A 16,351-nucleotide genomic window follows, 5' to 3' on the forward strand; every position below is an offset into this window, starting at 1 on the left:
GATGCCCGCCCTGCTTCGTCTCGCCGACGCCGACTCCGCCCACGACGCCCTGACGTTCGCCGGCCGCGCGGCGCAGGCGGGCTCCGACGGGGTGCGGCTGCAGGGCGCGGGCGGGGTGCTCGCGATGACCGCCGCCGCGCTGGCGCCGCAGGGGCTGCTGGACCGCACGCCCACCGTGCTGGCGATGCGCGTGCTCGCCGCCGACCCGGAGCTGCAGTGCGACCTCGTGGTCGCCGAGCTCACGGCGACCGACGAGCCGGTGGCCCTCGCGCTGCCCGACACGGCGATCGCGCCGGCCTGGGCCGGGGTCGCGCCGCCCCGCGGGGGCTGGGAGCGGCGCGGCGAGATCGCCGCCGCCACGCTCGCGAGCCGCGCTCAGTGGGGGATCGCGGCGGTCGCCGAGCGCCTGCCCCAGAACCCGGGCGAGGACGCCGTGCGCGCCGTGCGCGGCGCGGTGTGGGGCACGCCGGACGAGGAGCTGCACGGGCTGCCGCTGGGCGTGGCGTTCGCGGCCTTCGCGTTCGGCTTCATCGGCGGCGAGGAGGACGCGCGCGTCATGACGTCGGGCCGCTGGACGCGGGTCACGCTGCGCCGCGGCCACGTGCTCGCGCGCGGGCCCGTCGTCAGCGGCCTCACCGCGGTGCGGACGACCGGGCGCTGACGGCCGGCTCAGGCGCCGGGCGTCGGCTCGAACGTGTTGACCATGGCGTGCGCGGCGCGCTCGAGGTAGTCCCACAGCGCCGCCTCGTGCAGCGGCGCCAGGCCGAGCTCGTCGACGGCGGCACGCATGTGGGCCAGCCAGCGGTCGCGCGCGTCGGGGTTGACGTGGAACGGCGCGTGCCGCATGCGCAGCCGCGGGTGCCCGCGCCGCTCGCTGTAGGTCGTGGGTCCGCCCCAGTACTGCTCGAGGAAGAGCAGCAGCCGCTCGCGCGCGGGGCCGAGATCCTCCTCGGGATACATGGGCTTGAGCACGGGGTCGGACGCGACGCCGCGGTAGAAGGCGTCGACCAGGCGGGCGAACGTCTCGCGCCCGCCGACCTGCTCGTAGAAGCTCGGCTCCTCGGTCACTTCTCGTCCTCGCCCTCGGCGGCCTCGGCGTCCTCCGGCGCGGGCGCCGTGTGGGCACCGCGGCGCGGGTGCCACGTGGGGCGCTCCGGCAGCTGCTGCGGGCGGGTGGGCGGGTTCACGCCCCGCACGCGCAGCGCGCCCTCGATGCCGCCCAGCTCGACGCTCGCCAGGCCGGGGAGGGCGATGTCGCGCGCCAGCATCTCGTCGCGCAGGCGGCGTCGCAGCTCGGCCGCAACGTCCTCCTTGGTGCTCGGCTTGGCCTTGAGCACGAGCCGGAACACGAGGGTGTCGCCCTCGATCGACTCCAGGCCCCAGATCTCGGGGTCGCCGACGATGCGCGAGCGCCACGACGGGTCGTGCGTCAGCTCCGAGGCGACACCGGCGGCGACGTGCTCGACCTCGTCGATGTCGACGTCGACCGGCAGGCTGAGATCGAGCACCACCCGCGACCAGCCCTGCGACATGTTGCCGATCCGCAGCACCTCGCCGTTTCGCACGTACCAGAGCGTGCCGTTCACGTCGCGCACGTGGGTGATGCGCACGCTGACGTACTCCACGACGCCCGAGGCGAGACCGAGGTCGACGACGTCGCCGATGCCGACCTGATCCTCGGCCACGAGGAAGATGCCGTTGAGCACGTCCTTGACGATGTTCTGCGCCCCGAAGCCGAGACCGGCGCCCACCGCGGCGCTGAGCAGGGCGAGCGAGCCGAGCAAATCCGGGTTGATGATCTGCACGCTCAGCAGGATCGCGATGATCACCATCGTGACGTTCACGATGTTGCTGAGGATCGACCCCAGCGTGCGCGAGCGCTGCACGATGCGCACCGACGCCAGCGGTGACCGGTCGATCGCGCGCGTGTCGGCGACGTCGGCCTTCTTCTTGGCGCCCTGCACGATCCGCTGCACGACCCGGCGGATGATGAGCCGGAGGACCCACGCGATGACGAAGCAGATCGCCACCGCGATCGCCACGCCGAGCGCCTTCAGGCCGGCCTCGGTGAGGCCGTCCAGCACGCGCGCCCAGAACCCCGGGTCGGTCGGATCGTCGCTCGTCTCGAAGGGTCGCATCACTCGCGCTCCTCGGTCGATGTCGGTCGGGTCACTCCGCGTCGCGCGCCTGGGCGGTGAGGGCCCGCTCGACCCCCGCCAGGCACTCGTGCACGATGCGGCGCAGGGCCGCCGGGGCCTCCGCGTGCGCCGCGAGCCAGGCTCGCGTGGCGTCGCGCAGCTCCACGTTGGCCAGCGGCGCGGGATAGAGCAGCTCGATGAGGTACGACGCGATCTGGTAGGTGCGGCCCTCCCAGATCGGGATCAGCATGTCGAAGTACTTCGGGATGAACGCCGTGAGCTGATCGCGCGTTGCGGGGTGCACGAAGCCGGCGGCCGCCGAGCGGACCACCGTGTTGGGCAGTGTGTCCTCGTCGATGAGCGCGGACCATGCGGCCTGCTTGGCCTCCGCGGTCGGCATCGCCGCGCGCGCCTGGGCGGCGAACTCGCCGCCCTTGGCCGTGTTGTCCTCGGCGAGCGCCGCGTCGATCGCCGCGCCGTCGGCCACGCCGCCCGCCGCGAGCGAGATGAGCAGCTGCCAGCTGAGGTCGGTGTCGATCGTGAGCCCCTCGAGCACGAGCTCGCCCTCGCGCAGGCGCCGCACGTGCTCCCAGTGCGTGGGCGTGGACGCCGCCGACGCGAACGAGGTGGCCAGCTGCAGCTGCAGGTCGCTGCCCGGGGTGGCCTCCTGCAGCAGCCCCCACAGGGCATCGGCGACCTTCGCGCGCGTGGCCTCGCGGTTCTCGGGCGCCACGTAGGAGTTCGCCGCGAGCAGCAGCTGCGACAGCGTGGTGCGGATGGTGGTCGACTCGGTCTCGTCGCCGATGTTGCGCAGCACGAGGTCGACGTAGTCGCTCGCGGCGGTCTCGGCGTCGCGCGTCTGGTCCCACGCCGCGCCCCACACGAGCGAGCGGGCCAGCGGATCGGCGATCGCCGACAGGTGGTCGATGGCCGTGGCGAGGCTCTTGTCGTCGAGGCGGATCTTCGCGTACGCGAGGTCCTCGTCGTTGAGCAGCACGAGGGCGGGGCGCTGGCGGCCCTTGAGCTCGGCGACCTCGGTGACGTCGCCGTCCACGTCGATCTCGACCCGGTGCGTGCGCACGAGGGCGCCGTCCTGCAGGTCGTAGAACCCGATGCCGAGGCGGTGCGGGCGGATCGTGGCGTAGTCGGCGGGCGCGGTCTGGATGACGCGGAAGCGGGTGATGCGGCCGTCCACGTCCTCGTCGATCACGGGCGAGAGGGTGTTGACGCCGGCCGTCTCGAGCCACTTCTTCGACCAGCTCGACAGCTCGCGGCCGCTGGTGCGCTCCAGCTCGACGAGCAGATCGCTCAGCTCGGTGTTCGAGAACGCGTGCTTGTGGAAGTAGGCGCCGACGCCCGAGAAGAACGCGTCGATGCCCACCCACGCGGCGAGCTGCTTGAGGACGGATCCGCCCTTGGCGTAGGTGATGCCGTCGAAGTTCACCTGGACGTCCTCGAGATCGTTGATCTCGGCGACGACGGGGTGGGTGGAGGGCAGCTGGTCCTGGCGGTACGCCCAGGTCTTCTCCATGGCGTTGAAGGTGGTCCACGCCTCGGTCCACTCGGTGGCCTCGGCGGTGGCGATGGTCGACGCCCACTCCGCGAACGACTCGTTGAGCCACAGGTCGTTCCACCACTTCATGGTGACGAGATCGCCGAACCACATGTGGGCCAGCTCATGCAGGATCGTGACGACCCGGCGCTCCTTGACGGCGTCGGTCACCTTGCTGCGGAAGACGTAGGTCTCGGTGAACGTCACGGCACCGGCGTTCTCCATGGCGCCCGCGTTGAACTCGGGCACGAACAGCTGGTCATACTTCGCGAACGGGTACGGGTAGCCGAACTTCTCCTCGTAGTACGCGAAGCCCTGACGGGTCTTCTCGAAGATGTAGTCGGCGTCGACGTGCTCCCACAGGCTCTTGCGGGCGAACACGCCGAGGGGGATCACGCGGCCCTCGGCGTTGGTCAGCTCCGAGCGGACCACCTCGTAGGGGCCGGCGATGAGCGCCGTGATGTACGACGAGATGCGCGGGGTCGGCTCGAAGCCCCACGTGGCGGTGTGGCCGTCGTCGTGGGGGATCGGCTCGGGCGTGGGCTGGTTGGAGACGACCTGCCACGCGGCCGGCGCCGTGACCGTGAACTGGAACGTGGCCTTGAGGTCGGGCTGCTCGAAGACGGCGAACACGCGGCGCGAGTCGGGCACCTCGAACTGGGTGTAGAGGTAGACCTCGCCGTCGACGGGGTCGACGAAGCGGTGCAGGCCCTCGCCCGTGTTGGTGTACTCGCAGTCGGCGTCGACGACGAGCTCGTTCTCGGCGGCGAGGCCCTCGAGGCGGATGCGCGAGTCGGCGTAGACCACCTCGGGCTCGAGCTGCACGCCGTTGAGGGTCACCTCGCGCACGTCGCGGGCGATGAGGTCGATGAACGTGGAGGCGCCGGGGGTCGCGGTGAAGCGGACGACGCTGCGCGAGCCGAACACCTCGTCACCCTTGGTGAGGTCGAGCGTGACCGCGTAGGACTGCGTGTCGACGACGGCGCGACGCTCCTGCGCCTCGATCCGGGTGAGGTTCTCTCCAGGCACTGCACAACTCCCTGATGTTCGGGGGCTCGGGGGAGGCCGGGCGGGACCGGCAACTGCACCAGCCTACGTCGTCGTGCCCCGATCGGCGTGGCACCCGCGAGCGCCGCGAGGCCGCCGGATTCTGCGTGCCGCCTGGGAGGTCGACTTCTACAGCGGTGAGAAAATGGGGGAGTGAGCACCGAGACCGAGGTCACCGTCCCGTTCGCGTCCGCCGCCGCCGCGAGCGGCGCCCCGCACGTGGAGGTGCCGGTCGCCTACGACGCGGTGATCCTCGCGAGCTTCGGCGGTCCCGAGGGGCAGGACGACGTGATCCCGTTCCTGCGCAACGTCACGCGAGGCCGCGGCATCCCGGAGGAGCGTCTCGAGGAGGTCGGCACGCACTATCGCGCGTTCGGCGGCGTGAGCCCGATCAACCAGCAGAACCGCGAGCTGAAGGCGGCCCTCGAGGCCGAGATCGCCCGCCGCGGGCTCGGCCTGCCGGTGTACTGGGGCAACCGCAACTGGGCGCCGTATCTCGAGGACGCCGTCTCGCAGGCGGCGGCGGACGGTCACCGCACGCTGCTCGCCCTCGCCACGAGCGCCTACAGCTCCTACTCCAGTGACCGCCAGTACCGCGAGGATCTCGCCCGCGTGCTCATCGACACCGGGCTCGGCGAGGGCGATGACCCCGTCACGATCGACAAGGTCCGCCTCTTCTTCGACCACCCGGGCTTCGTCGAGCCGTTCTTCGAGGGCGTCCGCGAGGCCGTCGAGGGCTGGATCGCCGACGGCGTGGAGCCGTCGACCATCCACGTCCTTTTCTCCACCCACTCGATTCCCACCGGCGACGCCGACCGGTCGGGCCCGCGCGACGTGGAATGGCCCGAGGGGGGCGCGTACGCCGCGCAGCACCGCGCCGTGGCGGCCTACATCATGGGCCGCCTGGCCGAGGAGATCCCCGCGGTCGGCACGATCGGCTGGGACCTCGTGTTCCAGTCGCGCTCGGGCCCGCCGTCGCAGCCGTGGCTCGAGCCCGACGTGAACGACCGCATCGCGCAGCTGCCCGGCGAGGGCAAGGCGGCGGTGGCGATCGTGCCGCTCGGCTTCGTGAGCGATCACATGGAGGTGATGTGGGACCTCGACAACGAGGCGCTCGCCTCCGCCGCCGACGCCGGACTGCGCGCCGTGCGCACGCGGACGCCGGGCACGCACCCCGCCTTCGTGGCCGGGCTGGTCGACCTCATCGAGGAGCGCCTGAACGGCACGCCGGCCGCCGAGCGCCCGCACGTGACCGATCTCGGGCCCTGGTACGACGTCTCGCGCCCCGGCGACTGCGAGAACGCGCGCCTCGGCTTCCTGCCGGCCGCCGCGGGCCTCATCCCCTGAGCCGCGCCCGATAGGGGAGAATCGAGACATGCGGATCCACATCGCGACCGACCACGCGGGACTCGAGTTCTCCACGCAGCTGCAGCACCACCTGGCCGGGCAGGGCCACGAGGTGATCGATCACGGGCCGGTCACGTACGACCCCCTCGACGACTACCCGGCGTTCTGCATCCGGGCCGCCCAGGCGGTCGTCGCCGATCAGGAGGCCGGGGTCGACGCGCTCGGCGTCGTGTTCGGCGGATCCGGCAACGGCGAGCAGATCGCCGCGAACAAGGTCAGGGGCGTCCGCGCCGCGCTGGTGTGGAGCATCGCCACCGCGGAGCTCGCCCGCGAGCACAACGACGCCAACGTGATCGCGATCGGCGCCCGACAGCACACGTTCGACGACGTCGTCGAGTTCATCGAGCGCTTCATCGCCACGCCGTTCACGGGCGAGGAGCGCCACGTGCGCCGCATCGGCCAGATCGCCGACTTCGAGAACGACGGCACGCTCCTCCCGGATCCCCGTGCCTGAGGGCCACTCCGTCCACCGCATCGCCCGGCAGTTCTCGCGCAACTTCGTCGGGCGGCGCGTGCGCGCCTCGAGCCCGCAGGGGCGCTTCGCCGAGGGCGCGGCGCTGCTCGACGGGCGCGAGCCGACGCGGGCGCGGGCGGTCGGCAAGCAGATGTTCCTCGCGTTCGAGGGCGACCTGTGGTTGCGCGTGCACCTCGGCCTGTACGGCGCGTGGGACTTCGCCGGCGAGATCCTCGTCGACCCGACGATCGCGTCGGCCAACGGCCGGATGGGGCAGACCAACCAGCGCGGCACCGTGCTCGACGAGCCGATCTACGACGACGCGGGCGAGAACTCGCTCACGTCGATCGGTGCCCCGCGCAAGACGCGCGTGCATGTGCGCATGTCGGAGCAGACCAAGGGCCTCGACGAGGCCGACGGCCTCGCGGCGCCCGACGCCGAGTGGCCGCCGCCGGTGGTGGGGCAGGTGCGGCTGCGGCTGCTGACCGATGCCACGTGCGCCGATCTGCGCGGACCGACCGCGTGCGTCGTCGAGACGGGGGAGCAGGTGCAGGCGGTCATCGATCGCCTGGGCCCTGATCCGCTCGTGGGCGACCCCGCCGAGAACGAGGAGCGCTTCGTCCGCGCCGTGCGGCGCCGCAACGTGGCGATCGGCCAGCTCCTGATGGATCAGGCCGTGGTCAGCGGCATCGGCAATGTCTACCGCGCGGAGCTGCTGTTCCGTGCCGGACTGGACCCGCACACGCCGGGCAAGGTCATCCCGGAGGAGACGCTGCGCGGGCTCTGGCGCGACTGGGACGCGCTGCTGCGCATCGGCGTCGAGACCGGGCAGATGATGACGATGGACGGCCTGGAGGGCGAGGCCTGGCGCAGGGCCATGGCCAGCCGCGACGACCGTCACTGGGTCTACCACCGCGCCGGCCTGCCGTGCCGCGTGTGCGGCACCGAGATCGCGCTCGAGGAGATGCAGGCCCGCAAGCTGTACTGGTGCCCCGGCTGCCAGAGATGAGGAGCGAGATGGAACGCGGATCCGTCGTCGATGTCATCGCCAACGTGCGGATCGCGGGGGAGGGGCGCGAGCTCATGCCGCTCGCGCTGGTGGAGCCGGCGGCCCTTTACGACGTGTTCCTGCGCGAGGGGCGGATCCTCGACATCGCCCCGGCGGGCAATGCGGTGCGCCGCGGCGCCGTGCTCGACGCGGAGGGGGCCTGGCTCGTGCCGGGCCTGTGGGACCACCACGTGCACCTGCTGCAGTGGGCGCTCGCGCAGTCGCGCGCCTCGGTGGAGCACGCGGCCTCTCCGACCGAGGCCGCGGCCCTCGCCGCCGCCCAGCCCGCGTCCGACGACGGGCGCCGCGTGCTGCAGCGGTGGCGTGACGGGCTGTGGAGCGAGGCCGCGTCGCGCGCCGCCCTCGACGCGGCCACGGGCGATGTGCCGACGTACCTGCTGGCGGCCGACTCGCACGCCGTGTGGATGAACGCCGCCGCGTTCCGCCGCGAGGGCCTCGAGCCGACGGCATCGGGCATTCTGCGCGAGGACGACGCGTTCCGCATGATCAGCGTCGTCAACCAGGTCTCCGATGCCACCGCCGATCGGGCGGTGCGGGCGGCGGCTGACGCGGCGGCGGCCCGCGGGGTCGTGGGCGTGTGGGATCTCGAGTTCGGCTGGGAGCTTCCGGCCTGGCGCCGCCGCGCCGCGGCGGGCTGGGATGCCCTGCGCGTCTACACCGACGTCTACCCCGATCGTCTCGAGACCGCGATCGGCGAGGGTCTCGAGACGGGCGCCCCGCTCGCCGGCTCGGACCTCATCCGGGTCGGCATGCTCAAGGTGCTCGCCGACGGCTCGCTCGGCACGCGCACGGCGTGGACGACCGATCCGTACGACGGCCACCCGCATCACCACGGCGGGCACAACGTCGCGCCCGAGCGCATGGTGGAGCTCGTCGTCCGGGCCGCCGCGGCCGGCATCGCCACGACCATCCACGCGATCGGGGACCGCACCAACGCGGCCGCGCTCGACGCCTTCGCGCGCGCCGGGGTGCCGGGGCGTATCGAGCACGCGCAGCTGGTCGCAGCCGCCGACGTGCAGCGGTTCGCGCACCTCGGCGTCTCCGCCAGCGTGCAGCCGCAGCACGCCCTCGACGACCGCGAGCTGACGGATCGGTACTGGGGCGCCCACCGCGCCACGCCGTACCCGCTGCGGTCGTTCCGCGACGCCGGGGTCGACATCCTGCTCGGCTCCGACGCGCCGGTGGCGCCGCTGGACCCCTGGGGCGCGATGGCGGCGGCGGTGTTCCGCACCGACGACGACCGCGCGCCGTGGCACCCGGAGCAGGCGCTCGACGCGCGCACGGCCCTCGCGGCCTCGACCGCAGGCGGCTCCGGCGACCCGCAGACGATCGAACCGGGGGCGCCGGCCGACCTGGCCGTCGTGGCGCACGACCCGCTCGCCGCCGATCGCGAGGCGCTGCGCGCCATGCCCGTGCACGCGACGCTGCTCGGCGGGCGCCTGACGCACCTGGCCTGAACGCGACGATGCCCCGAGCCGAGACGGCCCGGGGCATCGCGCGAGGAGGCTTACTCGGCGACGTGCGCCACGAGGAACCAGCGGTCCTTCTCGAGGCCGGCCTTGATGCCGATCGCGACGTCCTGGCTGGTCAGGTCGATCTCGTCGAGGCCGTCGATCGCGGCCTGCAGGTCGGCGAGGATCGCGTCGATGTCGGCGACGACCTTCGCGATGACGTCGGCGGACTGCTCGAAGCCGGCGCCCACGGCGGTGGCGGGCGTCTTGTCGGCGATCGTCTGCAGGCGCGCGTCGATGGGCAGGCCCAGCGCGATGATGCGCTCGGCGGCCTCGTCGGCCCAACCGCCGGCGTGCGCGACGAGCGTGTCGAGGAACTCGTGGACGCCGATGAAGTTGGCGCCGCGGACGTGCCAGTGCGCCTGCTTGCCGTTGACGGTGAGGGCCTGCAGACCCAGCACGATCGGCGCGAGGAACTGCGACGCGGCGGCGGCGACGGTCGGGTCGGCGGCGGTGGCCTGGATGGTGAGCTTGCTCATGGTGCCTCCCGGTGGTGTGCGAGCGGAATCCGTCGTCCGAATCCCTCTGATGTCTTCAACCGTGCCGCAGCGCGGGGCATTCCGCAAGCAAGCGAAGGCTGGGCTTATCTGCCCGTGATCAGGGCAAAGCAAGCCTGTCCTTATCCCGTGACACCATGAACGCATGACCATCGCGAACGGAGCCTCCGTGCTCGCCCTGCCCGGTGCGACACCCTCGATCGACCCGAGTGCCCTTCTCGTCGACGGCGCGCGCGTGATCGGCGACGTCGCCGTGGGCGAGCGGGCGAGCATCTGGTACAACGCCGTCGTGCGCGGGGACGTCAACGCGATCCGGATCGGGGCGCGCAGCAACGTGCAGGACAACGTGTCGATCCACGTCGACGGCGGTCACCCCGCGGTGATCGGCGAGGACGTGTCGATCGGGCACAACGCCGTCGTGCACGGCTGCGCGATCGGCGACGGATCGCTCATCGGCATGGGCGCCGTCGTGCTCTCGGGCGCGGCGATCGGCGAGAGCAGCCTCGTGGCGGCCGGCGCGGTCGTGCTGGAGGGCACCGTCGTGCCGCCGCGTTCGCTCGTGGCGGGCGTGCCGGGCAAGGTACGGCGGGAGCTCACCGACGACGAGATCGCCGGGCTGCATGACAACGCCCGCCGGTATCTCGATCACGCGGCGCGACACGCGCGGGCGGAGGAGCGGGGCTGATCCGGGAGGCGCCCGGTTCGGTGCCGGCGTGCGCGTCGGCTAGACTCGAACGCGCTGCCCGGCAGTCCGGGGATGTAGCTCAATGGTAGAGCCCCAGTCTTCCAAACTGGTCACGCGGGTTCGATTCCCGTCATCCCCTCCACAGTCCTCTCCGCGCCTCGGGCCGACTCGCCGTCCCGCGGCTCTCGGCCGCGTCGGCTAGACTCGATGGGGCCGTTTCGCACTCCCGCTCCGCGGGACCACCCGGGGCGTAGCTCAGCTTGGTAGAGCGCCCGCTTTGGGAGCGGGAAGTCGCAGGTTCAAATCCTGTCGCCCCGACGAAAACGGCCCAACAGACCTGAAGCCCCCGTGCGGTCCGCGCGTGGGTCCGTCACGAGGAGAAGCAACCAGCATGGTCAACAGCACCGTCGAGAAGCTCAGCCCGACGCGGGTGAAGCTGCACATCACGGTCAGCCCCGAGGAGCTCAAGCCGAGCATCCAGCACGCCTACGAGCACATCGCACAGGACGTGCAGATCCCCGGCTTCCGCAAGGGCAAGGTGCCGGCGCCGATCATCGACCAGCGCATCGGCCGCCCCGCGGTCATGGAGCACGCGGTCAACGAGGGGCTCGACACCTTCTACCGCCAGGCGGTCGCCGAGAACGACCTCAAGGTGCTCGGCCGCCCCTCGGCCGAGATCATCGAGTGGCCCAGCGAGAAGGACTACTCGGGCGACCTCGTCGTCGAGATCGAGACCGACGTGCGCCCCGAGTTCGAGGTCCCCTCGCTCGAGGGCCTCAAGGTCGAGGTCGAGGCCATCGAGGTCGACGAGGCCAAGGTCGACGAGGAGCTCGAGCGCCTGCGCTCGCGCTTCGGCACGCTCGTGACGGTCGACCGTCCCGCCGCCAAGGGCGACTTCGTGGAGCTCGACCTCGTCGCCACGATCGACGGCGCCGAGATCGACCGCGCCGAGGGCGTCTCGTACGAGCTCGGCTCGGGCGAGCTGCTCGAGGGCACCGACGAGGCGATCGAGTCGCTCACCGCCGGTGAGGCGACCACGTTCAAGTCCACCCTGGTGGGCGGCGAGCACGCCGGCGAGGAGGCCGAGGTCTCGGTCACCGTCAAGGCCGTCAAGGAACGCGAGCTGCCCGAGGCCGACGACGACTTCGCCCAGATGGCGAGCGAGTTCGACACGATCGCCGAGCTGCGCGAGAGCCTGGCCGAGCAGACGAAGACCCGCGGCGCGTTCACGCAGGCGTCGGCCGCGCGCGACAAGCTCGTCGAGGACCTCCTCGCCGCCGTCGAGATCCCGGTTCCCGCCTCGCTCGTCGAGGACGAGGTGCACCGTCACCTCGAGCAGGAGAACCGCCTCGACGACGACCAGCACCGCGCCGAGGTGACCGAGGCCAGCGAGAAGCAGTTCCGCACGCAGATCCTGCTCGACGCGATCGCGGAGAAGCTCGACGTCAAGGTCTCGCAGGACGAGTTCACGCAGTACCTGCTGCAGTCGGCCGGCCAGTACGGCATGGCCCCGCAGGACTTCATCCAGGCCATCCAGCAGGGCGGCCAGCTGCCCGCGCTGATGGGTGACGTCGCCCGCAACAAGGCCCTGTCGATCGTGCTCGGCAAGGCCGAGGTCGTCGACACCAATGGCGCGCCGGTCGACGTGTCGGACTTCGCCCTCACCGAGGACGAGGCGGCCGTGGACGAGGACGAGACCGAGGAGAACGAGGCCGAGAAGGCCGAGTAAGCACTCCGATACAAGGGGCGGGCGCCGTGAGCGCCCGCCCCTTCGTCGTGCTCGGCGTCAGCCGAGCGCGCGCAGCCGCTCGAGCAGCGGCTCGGCGACCTCGTCGAGGAAGCGCTGCTGATGGCGATCGCCGACCTGCACGATCGCGATGTCGGTGAAGCCCGCGTCCACGAACGGCCGCACGCTCTCGGCCAGCGCGTCGAGGTCGGGGCCGCACGCGATCGAGCCGGCGACGTCCTCCGGGCGCACGTACTGCGTCGCCTGGGTGAACCCGGCCGGCGTGGGCAGGTCGGAGTTGACGTGCCACGCGCCGCCGAACCAGCGGAACTCCTCGTGCGCGAGCGCGACCGCCTCGTCCGCGTCGGGCGCCCAGCAGATCGGCACCTGGCCGATCGATCGCGGCTCGGGCTGCGAGGTGCGCTCCCGCCAGCCGTCGACGAGCGCCGCCTCGGGGCTGGTCGTGATGAGGTGATCGCCGAGCGGGGCGAACCGCTCGAGCGACTTCGGTCCCGACACGGCGATGCCGATCGGCACGCCGCCCTCCGGCGCGTCCCACACGCGCGCCGAGTCGGCGCGGAAGTGATCGCCCTGCCACGTGATGAGGTCGCCGGTGAGGAGCTCCCGGATGAGCAGGACCGCCTCCTCGAGCATGTCGTGCCGCTCGTCGACCGCCGGCCACCGCTCGCCGACGACGTGCTCGTTGAGGTTCTCCCCGGCGCCGAGCCCGAGCGTGAAGCGGCCCTCGGAGAGCAGCTGCACGGTCGCGGCCTTCTGCGCGACGACGACGGGGTGGTACCGCATGGTGGGGCAGGTCACGTAGGTGGCCAGATCCACGCGCTCGGTGGCGTGGGCGACCGCGCCCAGCACCGCCCACGCATAGGGCGAGTGCCCCTGAGAGGCCAGCCAGGGGGAGTAGTGATCGCTCATCACCTCGAAGTCGAACCCGGCCCGCTCCGCGTCGACCGCGTAGCCCACCAGCTGCCGGGGTCCGCTCTGCTCGGTCATCAGGGTGTATCCGAATCGCGTCATGGTCACCTCTCTCGTTGCGGATGAGCGGCCGCGGCGCGACGGCCGTCGGCAGCCACGCTAGGCCGCCCGGCCTTCGCGCGCGAGGGGTTGGAAGCCGCCGCGCACCGTGCTACGCGGCGGCGCCGGACACGCGCCTATGCCCACGGCGAACACGGCCGGGGGTGCGGAACGCCGCCGGTAGTGTCGTATCGACGCACCATCGAATGGAGTGAGAATGCCCGAACCGCTGATGGCACAGAGTGTCTTCGACCGGCTGCTGAAGGACCGCATCATCTGGCTTGGCTCGGAGGTGCGCGACGACAACGCGAACGAGATCTGCGCCAAGATCCTGCTGCTCGCCGCCGAAGACCCGAACAGGGACATCTACCTCTACATCAACTCGCCCGGCGGATCGATCACCGCCGGCATGGCGATCTACGACACGATGCAGTTCGTGCCGAACGACATCGTCACCGTCGGCATCGGCATGGCCGCGTCGATGGGTCAGCTGCTGCTCACCAGCGGCACGAAGGGCAAGCGCTACATCACGCCGAACGCCCGCGTGCTCCTGCACCAGCCGCACGGCGGCTTCGGCGGCACGGCGAGCGACATCCAGACGCAGGCCGAGCTGATCGTGTCGATGAAGAACCGCCTCGCGCAGATCACCGCGGCGCAGACCGGCAAGACGGTCGAGCAGATCAACGCCGACGGTGACCGCGACCGCTGGTTCACGGCCGAGGAGGCCCTCGAGTACGGCTTCGTCGACCACATCCGCGAGCACGCTCAGGACGTCATCGGCGCCGGCGGCACCGACCGCGACGCGGACTGAGGCGAGAGAGACAAGGACAACAGGAGAGATGCACACCCCCTACACCTCCACGCCGCAGGGCTTCCAGGTGCCCTCGAGCCGCTACATCCTGCCCCAGTTCGAGGAGCGCACGGCCTACGGCTACAAGCGCCAGGACCCGTACAACAAGCTCTTCGAGGACCGCGTGATCTTCCTCGGCGTGCAGGTCGACGACGCATCGGCCGATGACGTCATGGCCCAGCTCCTCGTGCTCGAGAGCCAGGACCCCGACCGCGACATCATCATGTACATCAACTCGCCCGGCGGCTCGTTCACGGCCATGACGGCGATCTACGACACGATGCAGTACATCTCGCCGCAGATCCAGACCGTCGTGCTCGGCCAGGCGGCCTCGGCCGCCGCCGTGCTGCTCGCGGCGGGTGCGCCCGGGAAGCGCCTGGCGCTGCCCAACGCGCGCATCCTCATCCACCAGCCCGCCGTGGGGGAGGCCGGCCACGGTCAGGCCTCGGACATCGAGATCCAGGCGGCCGAGATCCTGCGCATGCGCACGTGGCTCGAGGAGACGCTCTCGAGGCACTCCAACCGCTCGGTCGAGCAGGTGAACAAGGACATCGATCGCGACAAGATCCTCGGGGCGACCGAGGCCGTCGAGTACGGCCTCGTCGACCAGGTGCTCACCACTCGCAAGCGGACCCCGCTGACGAAGTGACTCAGGGCGAAGGCCCCGGCGATCCGCCGGGGCCTTCGTTATCGACCGGATATCGAAGAGGCGTGTGGCGCCGAGACGGTGTCGGTGGCAACGATTAGGCTCGGGACTATCCCGCTGGATCATCAGGAGGACTCATGGCTCGCATCGGTGAGAGCGCCGACCTGTTCAAGTGCTCCTTCTGTGGCAAGAGCCAGAAGCAGGTGCAGCAGCTGATCGCCGGCCCCGGCGTGTACATCTGCGACGAGTGCGTCGAGCTGTGCAACGAGATCATCGAGGAGCGGATGGCCGAGGCCTCGCCCAGCGGTGAGACGGCCGACTTCGATCTGCCCAAGCCGCGCGAGATCTTCCACTTCCTCGAGGAGTACGTGATCGGCCAGGAGGACGCCAAGCGCGCCCTGTCCGTCGCGGTCTACAACCACTACAAGCGGGTGCGCGCCCGCGGCGAGCTCAAGCCGGCCGAGCAGAAGGCCGATGACGTCGAGGTCGCCAAGTCGAACATCCTCATGCTCGGCCCCACCGGCTGCGGCAAGACATACCTGGCGCAGACGCTCGCCAAGCGCCTGAACGTGCCGTTCGCCGTGGCCGACGCGACCGCCCTCACCGAGGCCGGCTACGTCGGCGAGGACGTCGAGAACATCCTGCTGAAGCTCCTGCAGGCGGCCGACTACGACGTCAAGCGCGCCGAGACGGGCATCATCTACATCGACGAGGTCGACAAGATCGCCCGCAAGGCCGAGAATCCGTCGATCACCCGCGACGTCTCCGGCGAGGGCGTGCAGCAGGCGCTCCTGAAGATCCTCGAGGGCACCGTCGCCTCGGTGCCGCCGCAGGGCGGGCGCAAGCACCCGCATCAGGAGTTCATCCAGATCGACACGACGAACGTGCTGTTCATCGTCGCCGGCGCGTTCGCCGGGCTCGAGGACATCATCTCGGCGCGCGTGGGCAAGCACGGTGTCGGCTTCGGCGCCCCGCTGCACGACAAGACGCAGGACAACACGCTCTTCAGCGAGGTGCTGCCGGAAGACCTGCACAAGTTCGGCCTCATCCCGGAGTTCATCGGCCGCCTGCCCGTGGTGGCCTCGGTGAACCCGCTGGATCAGGACGCCCTCATGGAGATCCTCACCAAGCCGCGCAACGCGCTGGTCAAGCAGTACCAGCACATGTTCGCCCTCGACGGCGTCGAGCTCGAGTTCGAGGACGACGCGCTGCGCGCCATCGCCGACCTCGCCGTCGAGCGCAAGACCGGTGCCCGCGGCCTGCGCGCGATCCTCGAGGACGTGCTCGGCCCGATCATGTTCGAGATCCCCTCGGACGACGAGGTCGAGACCGTGATCGTCACGCGCGCCGCCGTCGAGGAGGGCGCCGAGCCCACCCGCCTGCTGCGCCAGCGCAAGAAGACCGCCTGACCGCAGGGGCCCCACCCGGCGCTGCTCTCGACTTCGCTGCGCTCCGCTCGAGCCGTCTCGGCTCCCTGCGGTCGCTCGACGAGCGGTGGGTGGTTGCGGCTCGTCGACCGGAGGCGCGAAGCGCCGGAGCGGAGACGGGTCGAGCGGATCGCCGAAGGCGCGGAGTCGAGACCCTGGGGTTCAACCCCGTGCTCTCGACTCGCTTTGCTCGCTCGAGCCGTCTCGGCTCCCTTCGGTCGCTCGACGAGCCGTGGGTGGTGACGGCTCGTCGACCGGAGCGGCGGAGCCGCGGAGCGGAGACGGGTCGAGCGCAGCGCCGAAGGCGCGGAGT

Annotated in this window: 15 protein-coding genes and 2 tRNA genes; 12 read left to right on the top strand and 5 right to left on the bottom strand. The window is 71.3% G+C overall.

The genetic code is table 11. The features are described from left to right. Position 1 precedes the first annotated feature (1 nt). Positions 2-661 carry a DUF8185 domain-containing protein gene (locus E3O41_RS06235; protein WP_067023028.1) on the top strand — a complete coding sequence of 220 codons (660 nt, stop codon included), beginning with the start codon at positions 2-4 and terminating at the stop codon, positions 659-661. 8 nt (positions 662-669) lie between these two features. On the opposite strand, the gene E3O41_RS06240 is transcribed toward E3O41_RS06235, so the two are convergent. The 3 genes from E3O41_RS06240 to pepN are packed head-to-tail and all read right to left on the bottom strand — an operon-like array spanning position 670 to position 4,719. Beyond that, on the bottom strand, positions 670-1,068 hold the full coding sequence (locus tag E3O41_RS06240) for a globin (protein ID WP_067023031.1): 399 nt from the start codon (positions 1,066-1,068) through the stop codon (positions 670-672). Next, positions 1,065-2,138, bottom strand: a complete 1,074-nt coding sequence (locus E3O41_RS06245) for a mechanosensitive ion channel family protein (protein ID WP_083990833.1) — start codon at positions 2,136-2,138, stop codon at positions 1,065-1,067. Before E3O41_RS06245 ends, E3O41_RS06240 begins: the two co-directional genes overlap by 4 nt. A 31-nt stretch (positions 2,139-2,169) precedes the next feature. Next, on the bottom strand, positions 2,170-4,719 hold the full coding sequence (gene pepN, locus E3O41_RS06250) for an aminopeptidase N (protein WP_067023038.1): 2,550 nt from the start codon (positions 4,717-4,719) through the stop codon (positions 2,170-2,172). 171 nt (positions 4,720-4,890) lie between these two features. Between pepN and E3O41_RS06255 the strand changes: the two genes are divergently transcribed. The 4 genes from E3O41_RS06255 to E3O41_RS06270 are packed head-to-tail and all read left to right on the top strand — an operon-like array spanning position 4,891 to position 9,124. Continuing rightward, the gene (locus E3O41_RS06255; protein WP_067023042.1) at positions 4,891-6,084 is read left to right on the top strand and encodes a ferrochelatase; all 1,194 of its coding nucleotides are present in this window, start codon (positions 4,891-4,893) and stop codon (positions 6,082-6,084) included. 28 nt (positions 6,085-6,112) lie between these two features. Then, a complete protein-coding gene (locus E3O41_RS06260; protein ID WP_067023045.1) occupies positions 6,113-6,598 on the top strand; it encodes a ribose-5-phosphate isomerase in 486 nt (161 codons plus the stop codon). Continuing rightward, a complete protein-coding gene (locus tag E3O41_RS06265) occupies positions 6,591-7,607 on the top strand; it encodes an Fpg/Nei family DNA glycosylase (protein ID WP_067023048.1) in 1,017 nt (338 codons plus the stop codon). Before E3O41_RS06260 ends, E3O41_RS06265 begins: the two co-directional genes overlap by 8 nt. Before the next feature lie 8 nt (positions 7,608-7,615). After that, positions 7,616-9,124, top strand: a complete 1,509-nt coding sequence (locus E3O41_RS06270) for an amidohydrolase (protein WP_099566253.1) — start codon at positions 7,616-7,618, stop codon at positions 9,122-9,124. Positions 9,125-9,174: 50 nt separating this feature from the next. On the opposite strand, the gene E3O41_RS06275 is transcribed toward E3O41_RS06270, so the two are convergent. Further along, on the bottom strand, positions 9,175-9,657 hold the full coding sequence (locus E3O41_RS06275) for a Dps family protein (RefSeq protein WP_067023054.1): 483 nt from the start codon (positions 9,655-9,657) through the stop codon (positions 9,175-9,177). 163 nt (positions 9,658-9,820) lie between these two features. Between E3O41_RS06275 and E3O41_RS06280 the strand changes: the two genes are divergently transcribed. From E3O41_RS06280 to tig, 4 genes are all read left to right on the top strand, one after another. Further along, positions 9,821-10,360 (top strand): gamma carbonic anhydrase family protein, encoded by a 540-nt coding sequence (locus tag E3O41_RS06280; RefSeq protein WP_067023058.1) that lies wholly within the window; start codon positions 9,821-9,823, stop codon positions 10,358-10,360. Positions 10,361-10,428: 68 nt separating this feature from the next. Beyond that, positions 10,429-10,502 (top strand) — tRNA-Gly (locus E3O41_RS06285). Between the two features lie 102 nt (positions 10,503-10,604). After that, a tRNA-Pro gene (locus E3O41_RS06290) sits at positions 10,605-10,678 on the top strand. Between the two features lie 73 nt (positions 10,679-10,751). Beyond that, on the top strand, positions 10,752-12,089 hold the full coding sequence (gene tig, locus E3O41_RS06295; RefSeq protein ID WP_067023061.1) for a trigger factor: 1,338 nt from the start codon (positions 10,752-10,754) through the stop codon (positions 12,087-12,089). 57 nt (positions 12,090-12,146) lie between these two features. Here tig and E3O41_RS06300 read toward each other — a convergent pair whose 3' ends face one another. After that, positions 12,147-13,118 (bottom strand): TIGR03557 family F420-dependent LLM class oxidoreductase, encoded by a 972-nt coding sequence (locus tag E3O41_RS06300; RefSeq protein WP_067023065.1) that lies wholly within the window; start codon positions 13,116-13,118, stop codon positions 12,147-12,149. A gap of 214 nt (positions 13,119-13,332) precedes the next feature. On the opposite strand from E3O41_RS06300, the gene E3O41_RS06305 reads away from it, so the two are divergent. The 3 genes from E3O41_RS06305 to clpX all read left to right on the top strand — a co-directional run bounded on the left by E3O41_RS06305 (position 13,333) and on the right by clpX (position 16,020). After that, the gene (locus E3O41_RS06305; protein WP_083990792.1) at positions 13,333-13,926 is read left to right on the top strand and encodes an ATP-dependent Clp protease proteolytic subunit; all 594 of its coding nucleotides are present in this window, start codon (positions 13,333-13,335) and stop codon (positions 13,924-13,926) included. Between the two features lie 28 nt (positions 13,927-13,954). After that, positions 13,955-14,614, top strand: a complete 660-nt coding sequence (locus E3O41_RS06310) for an ATP-dependent Clp protease proteolytic subunit (RefSeq protein WP_067023071.1) — start codon at positions 13,955-13,957, stop codon at positions 14,612-14,614. Between the two features lie 134 nt (positions 14,615-14,748). After that, entirely contained in the window at positions 14,749-16,020 is a 1,272-nt protein-coding gene (gene clpX / locus E3O41_RS06315) for an ATP-dependent Clp protease ATP-binding subunit ClpX (RefSeq protein WP_067023074.1), read from the top strand. The last annotated feature ends 331 nt before the right edge of the window (positions 16,021-16,351 follow it).

The sequence above is a fragment of the Microbacterium sediminis genome, from assembly GCF_004564075.1.
GTDB classification, from domain to species: Bacteria; Actinomycetota; Actinomycetes; order Actinomycetales; family Microbacteriaceae; genus Microbacterium; species Microbacterium sediminis.

Bases quoted from the DNA above. Each gene is read 5' to 3' on its own strand.
- E3O41_RS06235 (WP_067023028.1), top strand. From the start codon at position 2: ATGCCCGCCCTGCTTCGTCTCGCCGACGCCGACTCCGCCCACGACGCC.
- E3O41_RS06245 (WP_083990833.1), bottom strand. From the start codon at position 2,138: ATGCGACCCTTCGAGACGAGCGACGATCCGACCGACCCGGGGTTCTGG.
- E3O41_RS06260 (WP_067023045.1), top strand. From the start codon at position 6,113: ATGCGGATCCACATCGCGACCGACCACGCGGGACTCGAGTTCTCCACG.
- E3O41_RS06270 (WP_099566253.1), top strand. From the start codon at position 7,616: ATGGAACGCGGATCCGTCGTCGATGTCATCGCCAACGTGCGGATCGCG.
- E3O41_RS06275 (WP_067023054.1), bottom strand. From the start codon at position 9,657: ATGAGCAAGCTCACCATCCAGGCCACCGCCGCCGACCCGACCGTCGCC.
- E3O41_RS06280 (WP_067023058.1), top strand. From the start codon at position 9,821: ATGACCATCGCGAACGGAGCCTCCGTGCTCGCCCTGCCCGGTGCGACA.
- tig (WP_067023061.1), top strand. From the start codon at position 10,752: ATGGTCAACAGCACCGTCGAGAAGCTCAGCCCGACGCGGGTGAAGCTG.
- E3O41_RS06300 (WP_067023065.1), bottom strand. From the start codon at position 13,118: ATGACGCGATTCGGATACACCCTGATGACCGAGCAGAGCGGACCCCGG.
- E3O41_RS06305 (WP_083990792.1), top strand. From the start codon at position 13,333: ATGCCCGAACCGCTGATGGCACAGAGTGTCTTCGACCGGCTGCTGAAG.
- E3O41_RS06310 (WP_067023071.1), top strand. From the start codon at position 13,955: ATGCACACCCCCTACACCTCCACGCCGCAGGGCTTCCAGGTGCCCTCG.
- clpX (WP_067023074.1), top strand. From the start codon at position 14,749: ATGGCTCGCATCGGTGAGAGCGCCGACCTGTTCAAGTGCTCCTTCTGT.